This window comes from Sphingomonas sp. 37zxx (genome assembly GCF_000786205.1).
Classification (GTDB): domain Bacteria; phylum Pseudomonadota; class Alphaproteobacteria; order Sphingomonadales; family Sphingomonadaceae; genus Sphingomonas.
In genome coordinates, this window is record NZ_JROH01000045.1 from 1 (window position 1) to 17,733 (window position 17,733).

At 64.1% G+C, this 17,733-nt stretch carries 16 protein-coding genes; 6 read left to right on the forward strand and 10 right to left on the reverse strand.

The window, feature by feature from the left end; all coding sequences use genetic code 11:
• Positions 1-92: 92 nt before the first annotated feature.
• From QU44_RS13900 to metK, 3 genes are all read left to right on the forward strand, one after another.
• Positions 93-2,153 carry a S9 family peptidase gene (locus QU44_RS13900; RefSeq protein WP_033922969.1) on the forward strand — a complete coding sequence of 687 codons (2,061 nt, stop codon included), beginning with the start codon at positions 93-95 and terminating at the stop codon, positions 2,151-2,153.
• Positions 2,154-2,215: 62 nt separating this feature from the next.
• A complete protein-coding gene (gene lnt / locus QU44_RS13905; RefSeq protein WP_443018092.1) occupies positions 2,216-3,817 on the forward strand; it encodes an apolipoprotein N-acyltransferase in 1,602 nt (533 codons plus the stop codon).
• 71 nt (positions 3,818-3,888) lie between these two features.
• Positions 3,889-5,097, forward strand: coding sequence for a methionine adenosyltransferase (gene metK / locus QU44_RS13910; protein ID WP_033922970.1), 1,209 nt, complete (start codon positions 3,889-3,891; stop codon positions 5,095-5,097).
• A gap of 173 nt (positions 5,098-5,270) precedes the next feature.
• On the opposite strand, the gene QU44_RS13915 is transcribed toward metK, so the two are convergent.
• The 7 genes from QU44_RS13915 to QU44_RS13940 form a co-directional block, all read right to left on the reverse strand.
• Positions 5,271-6,770 carry a GAF domain-containing protein gene (locus tag QU44_RS13915; protein ID WP_156141200.1) on the reverse strand — a complete coding sequence of 500 codons (1,500 nt, stop codon included), beginning with the start codon at positions 6,768-6,770 and terminating at the stop codon, positions 5,271-5,273.
• 158 nt (positions 6,771-6,928) lie between these two features.
• Positions 6,929-7,249 (reverse strand): HigA family addiction module antitoxin, encoded by a 321-nt coding sequence (locus tag QU44_RS13920; protein ID WP_033922971.1) that lies wholly within the window; start codon positions 7,247-7,249, stop codon positions 6,929-6,931.
• Positions 7,218-7,505: a type II toxin-antitoxin system RelE/ParE family toxin gene (locus QU44_RS13925; RefSeq protein ID WP_033922972.1), complete on the reverse strand. Its 288-nt coding sequence runs from the start codon at positions 7,503-7,505 to the stop codon at positions 7,218-7,220. The genes QU44_RS13920 and QU44_RS13925 overlap by 32 nt, the downstream gene beginning before the upstream one ends.
• The gene (locus tag QU44_RS17850; RefSeq protein ID WP_081988057.1) at positions 7,502-7,960 is read right to left on the reverse strand and encodes a DUF4357 domain-containing protein; all 459 of its coding nucleotides are present in this window, start codon (positions 7,958-7,960) and stop codon (positions 7,502-7,504) included. Before QU44_RS17850 ends, QU44_RS13925 begins: the two co-directional genes overlap by 4 nt.
• Before the next feature lie 46 nt (positions 7,961-8,006).
• Positions 8,007-10,208: an excinuclease ABC subunit UvrB gene (uvrB, locus tag QU44_RS13930; RefSeq protein ID WP_033922973.1), complete on the reverse strand. Its 2,202-nt coding sequence runs from the start codon at positions 10,206-10,208 to the stop codon at positions 8,007-8,009.
• Positions 10,209-10,288: 80 nt separating this feature from the next.
• Entirely contained in the window at positions 10,289-10,618 is a 330-nt protein-coding gene (locus QU44_RS13935) for a hypothetical protein (protein WP_052134865.1), read from the reverse strand.
• On the reverse strand, positions 10,615-11,262 hold the full coding sequence (locus QU44_RS13940) for an acyloxyacyl hydrolase (protein ID WP_231621751.1): 648 nt from the start codon (positions 11,260-11,262) through the stop codon (positions 10,615-10,617). Before QU44_RS13940 ends, QU44_RS13935 begins: the two co-directional genes overlap by 4 nt.
• A 115-nt stretch (positions 11,263-11,377) precedes the next feature.
• Between QU44_RS13940 and QU44_RS13945 the strand changes: the two genes are divergently transcribed.
• The 3 genes from QU44_RS13945 to QU44_RS13955 all read left to right on the forward strand — a co-directional run bounded on the left by QU44_RS13945 (position 11,378) and on the right by QU44_RS13955 (position 13,922).
• The gene (locus tag QU44_RS13945; RefSeq protein WP_033922975.1) at positions 11,378-12,004 is read left to right on the forward strand and encodes a hypothetical protein; all 627 of its coding nucleotides are present in this window, start codon (positions 11,378-11,380) and stop codon (positions 12,002-12,004) included.
• Entirely contained in the window at positions 12,004-12,240 is a 237-nt protein-coding gene (locus QU44_RS13950; RefSeq protein ID WP_033922976.1) for a helix-turn-helix domain-containing protein, read from the forward strand. Before QU44_RS13945 ends, QU44_RS13950 begins: the two co-directional genes overlap by 1 nt.
• Before the next feature lie 356 nt (positions 12,241-12,596).
• Positions 12,597-13,922 carry an amidohydrolase gene (locus tag QU44_RS13955; RefSeq protein WP_033922977.1) on the forward strand — a complete coding sequence of 442 codons (1,326 nt, stop codon included), beginning with the start codon at positions 12,597-12,599 and terminating at the stop codon, positions 13,920-13,922.
• A gap of 24 nt (positions 13,923-13,946) precedes the next feature.
• Here QU44_RS13955 and QU44_RS13960 read toward each other — a convergent pair whose 3' ends face one another.
• The 3 genes from QU44_RS13960 to QU44_RS13970 form a co-directional block, all read right to left on the reverse strand.
• Complete coding sequence (locus QU44_RS13960) at positions 13,947-14,903, reverse strand: endonuclease/exonuclease/phosphatase family protein (protein ID WP_033922978.1); 957 nt, start codon at positions 14,901-14,903, stop codon at positions 13,947-13,949.
• 48 nt (positions 14,904-14,951) lie between these two features.
• Positions 14,952-16,121, reverse strand: a complete 1,170-nt coding sequence (locus tag QU44_RS13965) for an MBL fold metallo-hydrolase (RefSeq protein ID WP_033922979.1) — start codon at positions 16,119-16,121, stop codon at positions 14,952-14,954.
• Between the two features lie 71 nt (positions 16,122-16,192).
• A complete protein-coding gene (locus QU44_RS13970; protein ID WP_033922980.1) occupies positions 16,193-17,716 on the reverse strand; it encodes a fumarate hydratase in 1,524 nt (507 codons plus the stop codon).
• Between the last annotated feature and the right edge of the window lie 17 nt (positions 17,717-17,733).

Here is a 17,733-nt window from a genome sequence, read left to right on the forward strand (position 1 = left end):
GGAGAGGGTTGGGTGAGGGCCTTCTTCTTCCGAAGCCCACGCCCAAGCCCAGGGCCTTTCTTCTTCTCCCCCGCCCGCGCTATGGCCCTTGCATGACCGATCTCCCCACGCCGCCCATCGCCCCGCAGCGCCCGCACAGCTTCACCGCGCACGGCCACACCATCGACGACAGCTTCGCCTGGCTCAAAGACCCCGGCTATCCGCAAGTCACCGACAAGGATGTCCTCGCCTATCTCGAGGCCGAAAATGCCTATCACGATGCGGTGATGGCGCCGCTGAAGCCGCTCGCCGACACGCTGTTCGCCGAGATGCGCGCGCGCATCAAGGAAGATGAATCGACCGTGCCGCAAAAGGACGGCGACTGGCTCTATTGGACCGATCACGAGGAAGGCGGCGAATATCGGCGCTGGTGGCGCAAGCCCGTCGCGGGCGGCGAGCCGCACCTGTTCCTCGACGAACCCGCGCTGGCGGCGGGCAAGGAATATTTCCGTCTCGGCGCGCTCTCGATCAGCCCCGATGCGCGGCTGATGGCCTATGCGATCGACGATAATGGCTCCGAACGCTTCGTGGCGCGGGTGCAGGATCTCACAACCGGCGAGCATCTGCCCGACGTGATTGAGGGGACGCTGGGCGAACTGATCTGGACCGCCGATTCGCGCGGATTCCTCTACACGCCGGCGAACGACCAATGGCGCACCGATCGGGTGATGCTGCACCGGCTGGGCGGGGCCGAAGACACGATGCTGTTCCACGAAGCCGATGAAGGCTTTCGCGTCGGCGTTGGCGAGACTCAGTCGCGCCGCTTCATCGTCATCGCCACCGGCGATCATGTGACCAGCGAAGTCTATCTGCTCCCCGCCACCGACCCCACCGCGCCGCTGCAACTGGTTGCGCCGCGCCAGGTCGGCCGCGAATATGATGTCGACGAGCATGACGGCATGTTGTTCATCCACACCAACGATACCGATCCCAATTTCCGGCTGGTCACCGCCTCGATCGAGGCACCCGCCGAATGGACCGAACGGATCGCGCCCAGCCGCGACTTCTATATGACCGGCATCGAATGTTTCGCGGGTTTCTTCGTGGTCGAGGGGCGCGAGGACGGCCTCGATGTGATCGAGATCCACCGCTATGACGGCAGCGAGCCGACGCGGATTCCCTTCCCTGAGGCAAGCTATGTCGCGGGCGTCGGCGACAATCCCGAATATGATGTGCAGATGCTTCGTCTGGGCTATGAATCGATGGTCACGCCGGGGACCGTGTATGATTACGACATCGCCAGCGGCGGCCTGACCACGCTCAAGGTTCAGGAAATCCCCAGCGGCTATGATCCGGCGAAATACGCCACCGAACGCCTCAAGATCACCGCGCGCGACGGGACGCAGGTGCCCTGCTCGATCGTCTATCCCGCCGATTTCCCGCGCGACGGCACCGGCAAGCTCTATCTCTATGCCTATGGCGCCTATGGCTATGCGGTGCCGCCGGGCTTTTCGACCAGCCGGATGTCGTTCCTCGATCGCGGCGTCGCCTTCGCCATCGCGCATATCCGCGGCGGCGATGACCTGGGCCAGCAATGGTATCTCGACGGCAAGCTCGAAAAACGCGCCAACACCTTCGACGACTTCGTCGATGTCGCCAAGGGGCTGATCGAGCTGGGCTTCACCGCGCCCGGCAATATCGCGATCGCCGGGCGTTCGGCGGGGGGCGAGCTGATGGGCGCGGTCGCCAATTCGGACCCCGATCTGTGGGGCGTGGTCGTCGCCGACGTGCCGTTCGTCGACGTGCTCAACACGATGATGGACGCCAGCCTGCCGCTCACGCCGGGCGAATGGCCCGAATGGGGCAATCCGATCGAGGACAAGGCAGCGTTCGAGCTGATCCGCAGCTATTCGCCCTACGACAACATCAAGCCGCAGTCCTATCCGCCGATGTGGATCGGCGGCGGCCTCAACGATCCGCGCGTGACCTATTGGGAGCCCGCAAAATTCGCCGCGAAACTGCGCGCGACCAAGACCGACGACCATGTGCTGGTGCTCAAGACCAATATGGGGGCAGGGCATGGCGGCAAATCGGGCCGCTGGGAGAGTTTGCGCGAGGCGGCGGAAGAGAATGCCTTTGTGCTGTGGCAATTGGGGGCGGAGAAGGCGGCGTGAATGGCCCTTCTTCCCCCCTCCCGCTTGCGGGAGGGGCCGGGGGTGGGCCTGAAAGAAGCGAAGTGCGCCGCCCGTGGACGGCCCCACCCCTAACCCCTCCCGCAAGCGGGAGGGGGATTTCGCTCACCCTACTCGTCACCGGCGCGATCGCAGCGACCGGCTTCGCCCCGCTAAACCTGTTCCCGCTCACGCTGATCGGCCTCGCGATCCTGCTCTGGCTGGTCCACGAAGCCCCCACGATGCGCGCGGCATTGTGGCGTGGCTGGATGTTCGGGCTGGGCCATTTCACCGTCAACGGCAACTGGATCCAGCACGCCTTTGATTTTCAGGACAAGATGCCGCCGCAGCTTGGCTATATCGCGGTCGTGCTGCTCGCGGTGTATCTCGCCATCTATCCGATGATGGCGGCGGGGCTTGCCTGGCGGCTGGCATCGCCGCGCGCGGTGGGCGATGCCGCGACCCCGCCCGGCGGCAGCTATGTGCTGGTGTTCGCCGCCGCATGGATCGTCACCGAATGGCTGCGCGCAACGATGTTCACCGGCTATGCCTGGAACCCGATCGGCGTCGCGTGGATGCCGCTGATCGGCATCGCGCAGATCGCCGCGCTGATCGGCACCTATGCACTGTCGGGGGTTACCGTCGTGCTGGCGGGCGCGCTGCTGCTGCTTGGCCATCGCCGCTGGCGGATGCCCGCCGCCGCCGTCGCCACGGTCGCGCTCGCCGCATTGGTCGCGTGGCAGCAACCGCCCCCCGCGCTCGACGGCCCCGATGCCCCGCGCGTGCGCGTCGTTCAGCCCAATATCGGGCAGGAGGCGATGAACGACGGCGATTTCGAACCGAAATTGCTCGCGGCGATGATCGCGCAATCGGGCGGGCCACAGCCCTATCCGCGATTGGTGGTATGGCCCGAAGGCGCGGTGAATTACTTCCTCGAACATGGCTATCCGCCCGAATGGTATTGGAAGGGGCAACCCGCCGACATCCGCGCCGCCATCGCCTCGACGCTTGGCCCGCGTGACATCGCGCTGGTCGGCTCGACCGCACTGGACTTCGATCCCAGCGGTGAACTGACCAATATCGGCAACAGCATCTATGCGATCGGGCCGGACGGCGCGCTCGGCCCCCGGCGCTACGACAAGGCGCATCTGGTGCCTTATGGCGAATATCTGCCGCTGCGCGATCTGCTTGCCCCGCTCGGCCTGGCGCGGCTGGTGCAGGGGGAGATCGATTATCTCTCGGGGCCGGGCCCGCGCAGCCTGACGGTGCCGGGCTTCGGCAATGTCGGGATGCAGATCTGCTATGAGATCATCTTTTCGGGGCAGGTCGTCGATCGCGCCAACCGCCCCGACATCCTGTTCAACCCCTCGAACGATTCGTGGTTCGGGCGCTGGGGGCCGCCACAGCATCTGGCGCAGGCGCGGATGCGCGCGATCGAAGAGGGGCTGCCGATCCTGCGCTCCACCCCCACCGGGATTTCGGCGGTGATCGACGCGCAAGGCCGGCTGCTCGCCAGCGTGCCGCACCAGACCGCAGGGGCAGCCGAAGTGCCGATGCCGCGCCCGCTGCCGCCGACACTCTTCGCGCGCGTCGGCAATGCGATGGCGTTCCTGGTCGCCGGGCTGCTGCTGCTGGTCGCGATTGCCATTCGGCGGCGGGAGCGTTAAAGGCGGATATAACGATAGCTTTATATCTTGAAGTCCCGCCCTCTGGGCCGGTCAGACGATTGAGGAACTGCATGCGCGCCAACTATCTTTTTACCTCCGAATCGGTTTCCGAAGGCCATCCCGACAAGGTTGCCGACCAGATTTCGGACGCGATCGTCGATCTGTTCCTGTCGAAGGATCCCGAGGCGCGGATCGCCTGCGAGACGATGACGACGACCCAGCTCGTCGTGCTGGCGGGCGAAATCCGCTGCAAGGGCGTGTATGAAGACGGCAAATGGGCCGATGGCGCGCTGGAAGAGATCGAGCGCACGGTGCGCAACACCGTCCGTGAAATCGGCTATGAGCAGGAGGGGTTCCACTGGAAGACCTTCCGCTTTGAAAACAACCTGCACGGCCAGTCGGCGCATATCGCGCAGGGCGTCGATGCCAGCGGCGAAAAGGACGAAGGCGCGGGCGATCAGGGGATCATGTTCGGCTATGCCGCCAACGATACCCCCGATCTGATGCCGGCGACGCTGTACTACAGCCACAAGATCCTCGAGCAGATGGCCGCCGATCGCCACTCGAAAAAGGCACCCTTCCTCGAGCCCGACGCCAAGAGCCAGGTCACGCTTCGCTACGAGGGCAGCACGCCGGTCGCCTGCACCGCGATCGTCGTGTCGACTCAGCACGCGCCGGGCTATGACACCGGCGCGAAGGAAGCCGAGCTTCACGCCTATGTGAAGTCGGTGGTCGCGCAGGTGATCCCCGCCGAATTGCTGTCGGACGAGACCGTCTATCACATCAACCCCACCGGCAGCTTCGAAATTGGCGGCCCTGACGGCGACGCCGGCCTCACCGGGCGCAAGATCATCGTCGACACCTATGGCGGTGCCAGCCCGCATGGCGGCGGCGCGTTCAGCGGCAAGGATCCGACCAAGGTCGATCGCTCGGCAGCGTACATCACCCGCTATCTCGCCAAGAACATCGTCGCGGCTGGCCTCGCGCAGCGCTGCACCATCCAGCTCGCCTATGCGATCGGTGTGGCCAAGCCGCTGTCGCTCTATGTCGATACCCACGGCACCGGCACCGTCGGCGACGATGTGCTCGAAGCGGCGATCGGCCGGATCGAGGCGCTCGGCGGTCTCACCCCGCGCGGCATCCGCACCCATCTCGGCCTCAACAAGCCGATCTATCGCAAGACCGCAGCCTATGGCCATTTCGGTCGCAAGGCAGAGGGTGATTTCTTCACCTGGGAGCGCACCGACCTGATCGACGCGCTGAAGGCCGAACTGGCCTGAACCTAAATCTGGGCCGCCGCAGCGCTGCGGCGGCCTGGCCTCTTCGTCATTCCCGCGAAGGCGGGAATCCATAGGCACAGCCTCGCTCATGGATTCCCGCCTTTGCGGGAATGACGACGGGAATGCATCAGTATAAAGCCCTCAGGCTTTACCACTTGCGTGTGGCCCGCGCTTCAAGCCGGCCCCAGCGCCCCGCCAGGCAGCACCAGCCGCACTTCCAGCCCGCCGTCATGCCAGACGCGCTCGAGCGTGCCGCCCAATTGGCGGATGGCGCTGGTTTCGATCAGCTTCGATCCGAACCCCGCCGGGCGATCGCCCGCCCCGATCGGCGGCCCGCCCTGCTCGCGCCACAGCAGCTCGAACGTGCCGTCATCACCCGCGATACAGTCGAGCGTCACCCAGCCATCATGCCCCGACAGCGCACCATATTTGGCGGCGTTGGTAGCCAGCTCATGATAGATTAGCGACAGCGGCGTGGTCGCGCGATCGTCGATCGGCGGGTTCGCTCCCGATACGCGCACGCGCGGCGCTTCGCCGATCCGATACGGCTCGAACAAGGTGGCCAGCAGCCCGTGCAGCGTCACCGGCGCGCCATCGCCATCGGCCCCGCGCGGCCGCACGAAATCATGCGCCCGGCCCAGCGCCGCCACGCGGTCCAGCAAGCTGGCGGGCAGCGCCGCTCCCTGGTCCACCCCGCGCGATGCCGCGTGGATCAGCCCCGATACCACCGCGAAGATATTCTTGATCCGATGGCTGAGTTCATTCGAGATCAGCTCGCGCTCCTCGATCGCCAGGCGATAGCCATGCGTATCGGTCGCGGTGCCGAACCAGTTGATCACCTGGCCGCTATCGTCGTGAAACGGCACCGACCGGATCACCGCCCAGCGCGGCTCGCCGGCGGCGTTGATGATCCGCAACTCGCATTCAAATGCCTCGCCCGTCGCCCTGGCTTTTTTCCAACGCCCGGCGATCAGTGCATGATCGTCGGGATGGACCACGCTCAGAAACGCCTCGGGCCGATCGAGGGCGATCGTGCGTCCGGTCGCCTCGATCCAGCGCTGGTTGATCCACAGGGGAATGCCCTCGGGGTCCGAAGCCCACACCAGATGCGGCAGCGCGTCGGCCAGCGAACGAAGCCGCGCCTCGCTTTCGCGCAGCGCCTTGTTCTCGCGGCGGGTATGTAGGATCGCCGCGACGCTGGCGGCCAGGGTCGTCAGCCCCTGCGCCTGGAGCGGCGTCAGCCCGGCACGCGGCACGGTATCGAGCACGCACAGCGCCCCCAGCGGCACCCCCTCGGCGGTCAACAGCGGCGCGCCGGCATAGAATCGCAATTGCGGATCGCCGGTGGCGACCGGATAATCGGCATAGCGCGGGTCGCTGTTGGTATCGGGGACGACGAAAACGCCCGTCCCCTTGATCGCCTCGGCGCATAGCGACGTCGATCGCGGCGCGCCCGACATATCGTTGCCGGTTTTCGACAAATGCCGCTGGCTATGCTCGTCGATCAGCGTGACCATCGCGATCGGCGCATCGGTCAGCGCTGCTGCGAAGCTGGTGATCGTGTCGAACCGTTCATCGCCCTCGAACGTGACCAGGTCATGGGCAACAATCGCGGCACGGCGGGTGGCTTCGTCAAACAGCGTCGAATCCGATGGCGAAGTGGTGCCGTGCAAAAATCCCCCTGGCTCCGCGCACAAGCTCGGCGCGGCAATCGCGATCTGGCTATGATGCGAAGCTAACGCAATGGAACCCGAGAATAATAGCCCGCCCCATCGGTGCTGCCGCGCCTAGGACGGCATTTCGCACGGCTAGTTGCAGTAAAAAACCACGCCTATGCCACGCGCGGCACGATCCGATCAATCTCGGCACCTTCGCGGCGGCGCACTTCCTCAAGGTCATAGCTGTTCTGCAACCGCAGAAAAAACCCCTCGGACATCTGGAGATAGCGCGTAAGCCGCGCGTCGATCGCGGCATCGACCGCGCGCGTCGCCGCCAGCAGTGCATCCAGTATCTGGTAATCGATCCCGGTGCCCGCAGCCACTTCGCCCAGCGGAATGTCCGACCCGATCAGGAAGTCCTCGCGCAGTACGTCGCCAGGGTGGACATTGTCCAACCGGTCTTCATCCGCGATGGTAATCCTCGATCCGGACATCGTCCGCGCCTCCGTCCCGCCAGCGGAAGGTGATCCGCCACTGGTCGTTGATACGAATGCTATATCGCGGCGGCGTGTGATTGTTCAACTGTTCGAGCCGATTTCCGGGCGGGACGCGCAAATCCTCGAGCCGATCGGCAGCGTCGAGCATCCGCAGCTTGCGGCGCGCGGTTTGCTGGATGTCAGGCGGCAACTTGCGACTGCGCCCGCCGAGATGGATGCGCTCGGTTTCGGGATCGGCGAAGGCGTGGATCATTTTGATAAAGCCAGCAGAACGTCAAGCCTTTGCCATTCCGTGTCGTTCGGCCGTTTCGCGCGCCAGAACCGCAATCCGTTGACGTTTGTGCCGGTGATAGCTCCGGCTGCACCTGATGGACTTGCGTGCTCCGTCCCGTCTTCGGCGACCCATCGGCCATCATCGATAGATGCGGTGTATCTTTGTCCTTGGTAGATCGCGCGTAAGCAGGTTCCATGCGGAAGGTCACCGTACCGCGTAACGAACGGCTTTTTATCAGATCCAAGGTTGATAGGCCTGCGGCGCTTTGCGGTGACAACAACCTTATTAGCGGGAGGGGCTGCAGCAAGGTCATCGGGCGAGACTTCATCATCTAAGCCCAACAGCGACCGAAGCACCTCGTTGTAACTATGTTCTTCGTTTGCGCGCCTTACGGTGAGCGCTTTGAACACCTCAAAATCAATGTCAATCTGCATAGCGCCTTCCGAACGCAACGGGCTATAGTGCTATACGCACTATCCGTCAACGCCGCCCCTGGCCCGGCAACCCCGCCTTGGTCTTCGCCTGCTTCCCGTACCGCGTCTTGCGAGTCCCAGGCTTGCCTTCGTTCGATCGACCCATGATCGGTGCCTTCTTCTGGTGATCGGCCAGCCCCAGTTCCTCGGCCTCCAGGCTGCGGATTTCGTCGCGTAGCCGCCCGGCGGTCTCGAACTCCAGGTCCGACGCCGCCTTGCGCATCTGCTTTTCGAGATCCTCGATATAAGCGCGCAGATTATGCCCCACCATGTGCGGGCGGTTCTCGTCGATCTCGATCAGTACGCCGTCCTTCGATGCGACATGCGCGATGATGTCGCCGATGTTGCGCTTGATCGTCGTCGGGGTGATGCCGTGCGCGGTGTTGTAGATCACCTGCTTCTCGCGCCGGCGATCGGTTTCGTTGAGCGCGCGCTCCATGCTGCCGGTGATCCGGTCGGCATAGAGGATCACCCGCCCGTCGACGTTGCGCGCCGCGCGCCCGATCGTCTGGATCAGCGACGTCTCCGATCGCAGGAACCCTTCCTTGTCGGCATCGAGGATCGCCACCAGCCCGCATTCGGGGATGTCCAATCCCTCGCGCAGCAGGTTGATCCCCACCAGCACGTCATACACCCCCAGCCGCAAATCGCGGATCAGCTCGATCCGCTCGAGCGTCTCGACGTCCGAATGCATGTAGCGGACCTTCAAGCCCGCCTCGTGCATATATTCGGTCAGATCCTCGGCCATTCGCTTGGTCAGCACCGTCACCAGCGTGCGATATCCCGCCTCGGTCGTCTTCTTGGCCTCGACGATCAGGTCCTGCACCTGCTCCTCGACCGGCTTGATCTCGACCGGCGGGTCGATGAGGCCGGTGGGGCGGATGACCTGCTCGACGAACACGCCGCCGGTCTGCTCCATCTCCCACCCGCCCGGCGTCGCCGACACGCACACCGTCTGCGGCCGCATCGCGTCCCATTCGTTGAAGCGAAGCGGGCGATTGTCGATGCAGCTTGGCAGGCGAAAGCCATATTCGGCCAGCGTGATCTTGCGCCGGTGATCGCCGCGCGCCATCGCGTTGATCTGGCCGATCGTCTGGTGGCTCTCATCGACGAACAGCAGCGCATTCTCGGGCAGATATTCGAAGAGCGTGGGCGGCGGCTCGCCGGGCATCCGTCCGGTCAGGAAGCGGCTGTAATTTTCGATCCCCGCGCAAGATCCGGTGGCGGCGATCATCTCGAGATCGAAATGCGTCCGCTGCTCGAGCCGCTGCGCCTCCAGCAGCCGCCCCTCGGCATGCAGCTCCTTCAGCCGCTCTTCCAGCTCATGCTTGATCGCGAAGGTCGCCTGTTTCAGCGTCGGCCCCGGCGTCACATAATGGCTGTTGGCATAGATGCGGATCGAATTGAGGCTCGCTACCTTCGCCCCGGTCAAGGGATCGAACTCGACGATCTCCTCGATATCGTCGCCAAAGAAGCTGATCCGCCACGCGGTGTCGTCATAATGCGACGGGAACACCTCCAGGCTGTCGCCGCGCACGCGAAACGCCCCGCGCGAAAACGCCGCGTCGTTGCGCTTATATTGCAGCGCCACCAGCTTGCGGATGATCTCGCGCTGGTCGACCACCTGGCCCTTTTTCAAATCGAAGATCATCGCCGAATAGGTTTCGACCGACCCGATGCCATAGATGCACGATACCGACGCGACGATCAGCACGTCGTCGCGTTCGAGCAGCGACCGCGTCGCCGAATGGCGCATCCGGTCAATCGCCTCGTTGGTCGAGCTTTCCTTCTCGATATAGGTGTCCGATCGCGGCACATAGGCCTCGGGCTGGTAATAGTCGTAATAGCTGACGAAATATTCGACCGCGTTCTCGGGGAAGAACGACTTGAACTCGCCATAGAGCTGCGCCGCCAGGATCTTGTTGGGTGCAAGGATCAGCGCGGGGCGCTGCAATTCCTCGATCATCTTGGCCATGGTGAAGGTCTTGCCCGAACCCGTGACCCCCAGCAGCACCTGATCGCGCTCGTTCGCGCGATTGGCCGCGACCAATTCGGCGATCGCGGCAGGCTGATCCCCCGCCGGCTCATATTCGCTGACCAGCTTGAACGGCCGCCCCCCTTCCGCCTTGGGCGGGCGCGCGGGACGATGGGGGACAAAGCTCTGCCCGGTATCGGGTTCGGCCAGGTTGGTACGGATCTGGATCGCCATATGTTCCGCAATATGAGGGCGATGGCGGGTGAGGACAATGGCGGGGCGGGGGCGGGGCGGGGGTGTTGCGCCGCCGGGTTTTAGCGACCGCTTTTTTTCGCGTTGACCTGCCAAGGCACACCCTCGGCGGCCAAGTCATTCATCGTCGGTGCGATGCAGGCCTGCATTTCCTCTATCGTCCGCACCTTTGGAACACAGGCGAGCACGGCGTTACAGACAGCATCATCCAACGCAGGATCGCCGCTGCGCCGCTTGTAGACGCAATGGGTGGTGCCAGTTTTACGGTCCAGCTTTGTCGTCATCCGCAGCCGCTTTAGCCGCTCCGCACGTTGTCCGGTGACAATGATGTCGTCTGGTGCCGCTGGTGGCGGCGACGTCTGCATCAGGCAAAGCATCGCAAGGAGGATCATCGCTTTCGGCCGAACATGTGCACCAGGCGTAATCCCAGGTTATCGATGCCCGGGTTCTGTCTGGAAAACATCTGGCGGTGGCTGAAATGCTCCCACGTCGCCTCGATCGCCCAACGCCTGTTTAATCGTACCCCGATGGATGCGTTGGGATTGAAGAGCACTTGCGAGCCGAACGAGGTGCGTGTCTGATAAATATCGTACCGCCGGAGCGCTTCACCGATGGCTAGACCAGGCTCGAATGGATCGGGTGTGAAGCGATAGCCGTTATGGATTGTGAGGCCGATGCCGATCTGGCCATAGACCCGCTGTTGCAGGATGTGCTGTCGCCATTCCGCACCGACGCTGGCAAAGCTGGTGCGTCCAGCGGTGTTGATCTGCACTTTGCCTGTCAGGCGCGGCTTCAACGCAAACCGTAAGGGGCTGGTGCGGTAGACCAGCTGTATATCGACCGTTCCATCCTCCTCGCTGCCTTCATATATCTGGCCATCGGGCAGCTCGGGCAGGTCGAATATCAGCTTTCCTCCCAGCGGGTGAAAATTCGAGCCGTGTTCGACTATGCCAATGGCAATTTCCGGTCCCGCCCATTGCGTCGTGTCGGAAAGCTGCTCTTGCGCCACCGCTGATGTGGAGGCGAGCGCGATCACTGCGCCAAGGACTCCCTTTCGGTACACCATGGTAATTCCCCTCAAGGTGGTTGTCGCGCGATCGGTGTCAATGATGTATGAGGGTAATATATTTTCGTCAAACAGAAAGAAATAGGTGTCTGGGAAATATTTTCTCCCATCGGGCAAGGCGCGGGTCTGCCGTCGTGTGGGCGTCGCATTCTTGTTGGTCGCGGCATTGTGGGGATTGGCTGCGGCAGCGCAGGCTATCGTCCCGGGATGGTCATTGTCGTGCAGCGATGAAGATGGATGCCGTCAGGCTACCAACCTCGTGAGCCTCCTTCCGGAAAAGGAGCAGGCGCTGCTGTTGAACCATCCTGACGCCGAAACGCGCTTTGCGACCTATGTCGCGCGGCCGTCGGTGCATGTCGGTTTGGCAGCCCTCACGCTGGTCGATGAAGGATTTCTGATATTTCTGTTTGTGGCGGTCGGGTTGACGCTGCGTCGCCTTGGCGAGCGCGGCGAACATGTGCTGGCGCGCGCGCTCCCCTGGCTGAAACGCGGTGCGTTTGCCGCGATACTCTGGGCAATTGCACAGCCGTTGACGGACAGTTTGCGGGCGATGTTGCTGTACCCGGGCACGCCGAGCGGAGCGTCGTGGTTCATCGGTATCGACCTCACCGTTGCCGGGCCGGCGTTGCTGCTCGCCATTGCAGCCTATGCAACCGCTTGGGCGCTGGAGGCGGGTGTCCGCGCGGAACGTGACCTGGCCGATTTTGTCTGATGCCGGTTGTCGTCAATCTCGATGTGATGCTCGCCCGGCGCAAGGTCCGGTCCAAGGAATTGGCCGAAGCGATCGGCATTACGGAATCAAACCTGTCGTTGCTCAAGTCGGGCAAGGTGAAGGGTGTGCGCTTCTCCACCCTCGCTGCGATTTGCCGTTACCTCGGCTGTGAACCGGGTGATATTCTAGCCTATGAGGTTTCCGACGATGATCTTCGTCCGGGAACTGATGAATAACAGCCCAGGGCTTCCTGCGACGACGCGAAAGTCGCTGGCGTTGGGAAGCCGGCTGCTTGCCCTGTGGACTGGCCAGATTGCTCGCCGCGAGCGCGTTTCGCTATATCGGCGCGCGGCTCCAACCCCCGCTGTCCTACAAACCCTCGCCCCGATACACTCCCCCCATGACCACGCTTCCCCACCCCCCACCAGCATCGCGCTCCAACCACGCGGGAAAGGGCAACCCACGGGGTACGTAGTGTAGCTTTTGTAGCCTTCCGAGCCTTCGCCACCCCCGCGACTCGCCGAATCACCGCCCCTCGACACATCGCGATCGCGCGCTAGTCTTCGGCCCACAACCACCCGGGGGAATCCACATGCGCCATCTGCTCGCCGCCACCGCCTTTCTCGCGCTCGCCGCCACGCCGGCGCTCGCCGAGCCCGATTACGCCCCCGCAGTCCGCGCCGATTACGACAAGCAGCTCGCCAGCCTGTTCGACTGGTTCCACCGCAACCCCGAATTGTCGTTCAAGGAGGTGAAGACCTCGGCCCGCATGGCGCAGGAATTGCGCGCGATCCCCGGCATCGTCGTGACCGAAAAGGTCGGCGGCACCGGCGTGGTCGGCGTCATGAAGAATGGCGACGGCCCGGTGGTGATGATCCGCGCCGATATGGACGGGCTGCCGGTCGAGGAGAAATCGGGGCTGGCGAACGCATCGAAGGTGCGCCAGGTCGGCGTCGACGGCGTCGAGGCCCCGGTGATGCACGCCTGCGGCCATGATACCCACATCACCTCGATGGTGGGCACTGCGCGGCGACTCGCGGCGATGAAGGATCGCTGGCAGGGCACGATCGTGTTCGTCGTCCAGCCCGCCGAAGAGCGCGTCGGCGGCGCGCGCGCGATGGTGGCCGACGGGCTCTACACCCGCTTCCCCAAGCCCGATTATGCGCTCGCGCTGCACGTCGGTGCCGAGCTTGGCTCGGGCAAGGTGACGGCATCGACCGGCATCCAATATTCCTCGTCCGATTCGATCGACATCACCGTCCCCGGCATCGGCGCGCACGGTGCCAGCCCGCATCAGGGCAAGGATCCGATCTACATGGCGTCGCAACTGGTGATCGCGCTCCAGGGGCTGATCAGCCGTGAGCGCCAGCCTTTGGTGCCCGGCGTCATCACCGTTGGCGCGTTCAATGCGGGCCTGAAGCACAATATCATCTCCGACGAAGCACGGCTGCAAGTGACGGTGCGCGCCAATAGCGAGGAGGAACGCAAGCGGCTGATCGACGGCATCCGCCGCGTGGCGCGCGGGGTGGGCGAGCTTAACGGTATGGCGGCGGACAAGATGCCCGTGGTCAAGGTGATCGAGGGTACGCCGACGACGATCAACGATTCGGCACTGGCCGAGCGGCTCAACGCGGTGATGGTGCAGGCGCTGGGCCAGGAAAATGTCGAACCGTTCCGGCAGACGGGCATGGGGGCCGAGGATTTCGCCTATTTCGTCCAGCCCGATAGCGGGGTGAAGGGCTATTATTTCGCGGTCGGCGGCACCCCGCAGGCGGCGCTCGACGCGGCCAGGGCGGGCGGCCCCAAGATCGGCTCGCACCACAGCCCCGAATTCAAGGTCGCGCCCGAACCCGCGATCGTCACCGGCACGATCGCGATGACCGCGGCGGTGCTCGATTTGATGAAGCCGGGCGGCTAGCGAAGGGGTGGCATCCGGGGGAAGTCAAACCCCCCGCTTGCGCTGGATCAGTTGGTCGAGCACCGCGCCGTCGATGTCGGTATTGATCTGCACCCACAAGGGCAGGTGATCCGATAGCTGATAGGTGAACTGGTCCTTGGTCAGGTCAGGGAACAGCGGCTTGTGATCGCTGGCGTAGAAATCGAGCACCCCGCCGGCCAGCGTGAAATCATCGCCATGATGCCCGAAGTGCATGATCTGGTCATAGCGTTTGTCGCGCGCGAGGTTCGATCCGAACTCGTCCTTCAGCAGCGCCTTGGGGATGGTGAGCCCGGTCGAGGTCAGGGCGGCAAAGGTCGCGCTTTGCCGGCTGGGAATGTTGAAATCGCCCATCACGATCCAGTCGATGTCCTCGCGGGCCTTGTCCTTGATCTTGCCGTCGATCCAGTTCGCCAGCCCCTGAATTTCGGCGGCGCGCGCGGCGATGCCGTTGCCCCAGCGGACATGCACCGTCAGCGCGATAAAGTCGTAATTGCCCGCCCGGAACGAGGCATAATAGGGTGCCCGCCACCAGCTGGCATCGCTCAGATACTCGGTGCCGCGCTTCGCCCGCGGAGGACTTGCCTCGGCTGCCAGCCCGTTGAAAATGCAGGCGCGGCTGTCGAAGACGTAGCAGATGCGTTCGCTGTTGCCGCCATCGTCGGTGATCGCGTCCGAATACACCGCGTCCCAATACGGCCCTAATATCGGCAGGATTCGCTGCAAATCCTGCAGATTGTCGCGCGTCTCGACGATGCCGACCAGATCGAATTGGCCGATGATCTCGGCGATGTAATGAATCGCCGCCTGAGTCCGCCGCTTTTTGCCAAACTCGCGAATGTTCCAGGTCGCGATATTGAGCGTTTCGTCGAGCTTCGACGGCGGGATGCCAGCGGTGTCGATCCGTTTACGCAGCAGCTTGAGCCCCTCGGCGATCTCCAGGCTGACATTGCCGTGAAACATCCTGCCCGCTCCCCCGAACCGAGCGGCGATATAGCATGAAGCGCGGCTTCAGGGGAGCGTCGTTACGTCCGCGTTGGTTGCACAGCGGGTCAATCGCGCCTCGTCGAGCGCCGTATTTGCCGCGCCGATCGGCGGCACGGTGACCGCGCTGCCCACCGCCACCGGGGTGAAGCGCGCGGGGTCGATGCCGCTGCACCGCATCAGCGCGGACAGCATGCGCGGCGGCGTGTCGCGCGCCTCGCTCGACAGTTTGAACGTCCCCCAATGGATCGGCAGCGCAAAGGGCTGGCCCAGCCGATCGCGCACCTGAATCGCCTGGGGCGGGCCGATATGATTGTCGGTCGCCATCTGCCCCGGCGCGAAGCGGAACGCGCCGATCGGCAGGATCGCGAAACGCACCGGCCCCAGCGCCGCCGCTTCGCCCGGCCATTGCCCGTCGCCAAAGCCGGTGTCGCCGGCAAAGAACAAATTGCCGCCGGGCAGGGTGACGACGAAGCTCGACCATAAGGCGCGGTTGCGATCGCTGAACCAGCGGCTGCCCCAATGATGGTTGCGCGTCACCGCAACCTCGATCCCGGGCCGCAACGCCATCCGCTGCCCCCAGTCGAGCCGCCGCGCGGGCACGCCGACCTGGCCGATCACGCTGTCATTGCCCAGGCTGGTGACGATCACCGGCCGGTCACGCTGCCACAGCCGCTTCAGCGTCGCCTGGTCGAGATGGTCGTAATGATTGTGGCTGACCAGCACCAGGTCGATCGGGGGCAAATCGTCAAAGGCGATGCCCGGCACCGTCACCCGGCGCGGCCCGAAGCCCAAGGGGCCGGCGGTGTCGCTCCACACCGGATCGGTGAGGATATTGAGCCCCTGTGTCTGCACCAGGACCGTTGCATGGCCGACCCAGGTGGCGACCATCGCCTGCCCCGCCACGCGCGGCGCGGGCTTTGCCGGCCGCACCGGCACGCTGGCCGGCCATGCCGCATCGCCTTCGCCGGTGATCCGCTTCATCAGGAACCGCCCGCGATTGCCGCCGCCCGGCGGTGCGGGGTCTTCGCCATCGGGATTGAAGAACCGCGCGCCATCGAAATGACCGCTGGCTGGCCCGCGATAATAGATGCGATCGAGAAAGCGCGGCACGATCGTCACCGCCAGGCATCCGGCAACCACCAGCCACAACAGCACCACACCCGCCCATCGCAGCAACCGCATACCCAGCGCCATCACAAACCTTCATGCCATGAAAGGTCGCCCTTCAACCGACAGCGACGCCAAAGGTGCCGTTGCCAGCCCTATCAGGCTTGTTCGAGCAAGCCTTCACGAGCGATCTTCTCGCGCCAAACCAGCGGCGCCAGATGATGCACATTCTGCCCGTCGCTATCCACCGCCACCGTCACCGGGAAGTCCTGCACCTCGAACTCATAGATCGCCTCCATCCCCAGATCGGCAAAGCCAACGACCTTCGACCCCTTGATCGCGCGCGCCACCAGATACGCCGCGCCGCCGACCGCCATCAGATAGGCCGACTTCGCCTCGGCGATCGCCTGTGTCGTATCGACTCCGCGCTCGGCCTTGCCGACCATCGCCAGCAGCCCTTGATCGAGCATCATCCGGGTGAACTTGTCCATCCGCGTCGCGGTGGTGGGGCCGGCGGGGCCGACCACCTCCTCGCCCACCGGGTCGACCGGCCCGACATAATAGATCACGCGGCCCCGGAAATCGACCGGCAGCGGCTCGCCCGCATCAAGCATGTCCTTGATCCGCTTATGCGCCGCGTCGCGCCCGGTGAGCATCTTGCCATTGAGCAGCAATCGGTCGCCATGCTTCCACCCTTGCACCACGTCGGGCGTCAGCGTGTCGAGGTCGACGCGGATCGCTGCCTTGTCGGGCGTCCAATTGACGTCGGGCCATTGGTCGAGCTTGGGCGCTTCGAGATAGGCCGGTCCCGATCCGTCGAGCGTGAAATGCGCGTGGCGAGTCGCAGCGCAATTGGGGATCATCGCCACCGGCTTGCCCGCCGCATGGCAGGGGAAGTCGTATATTTTGACGTCGAGGATCGTCGAAAGCCCGCCAAGCCCCTGCGCGCCGATCCCCAGCGCGTTGACCTTGTCGAAAATCTCGATCCGCAGCGCCTCGATATCATTTTGCGGCCCGCGCGCCTTGAGCTGGCCCATGTCGATCGGCTCCATCAGCGATTGCTTGGCCAGCAGCACCGCGCGCTCGGCGGTGCCGCCGATACCGATGCCCAGCATCCCCGGCGGGCACCAGCCGGCACCCATTTGCGGGATCATCTCAAGCACCCAATCGAGAATCGAATCCGACGGGTTCATCATCTTGAACTTCGATTTGTTTTCGGAGCCACCGCCCTTGGCCGCGACGTCGATCGAAACGGTGGCACCGGGCACCATCTCAACGTGCAGGACGCTTGGCGTATTGTCCTTGGTATTGCGCCGGGTGAAGGCGGGATCGGCGAGGATCGACGCGCGCAGCCGGTTTTCGGGGTGGAGATAGGCGCGGCGCACGCCTTCATCGACAACCTCCTGCAAGCTGCGCGAAGTGTCGTCTAGCCGGCAGTCCATGCCCCATTTGACGAACACATTGACGATGCCGGTATCCTGGCAGATCGGCCGATGCCCCTCGGCACACATCCGCGAATTGGTGAGGATCTGTGCGATCGCATCCTTGGCGGCGGGCGATTGCTCGGCGGCATAGGCCTCGCCCAGCGCACGGATGTAATCCATCGGGTGGTAATAGCTGATGAATTGCAGCGCGTCGGCGACGCTTTCGATCAGGTCGGCGCTGCGGATGGTGACGGTCATGGGGCAGGGGTCCGTGC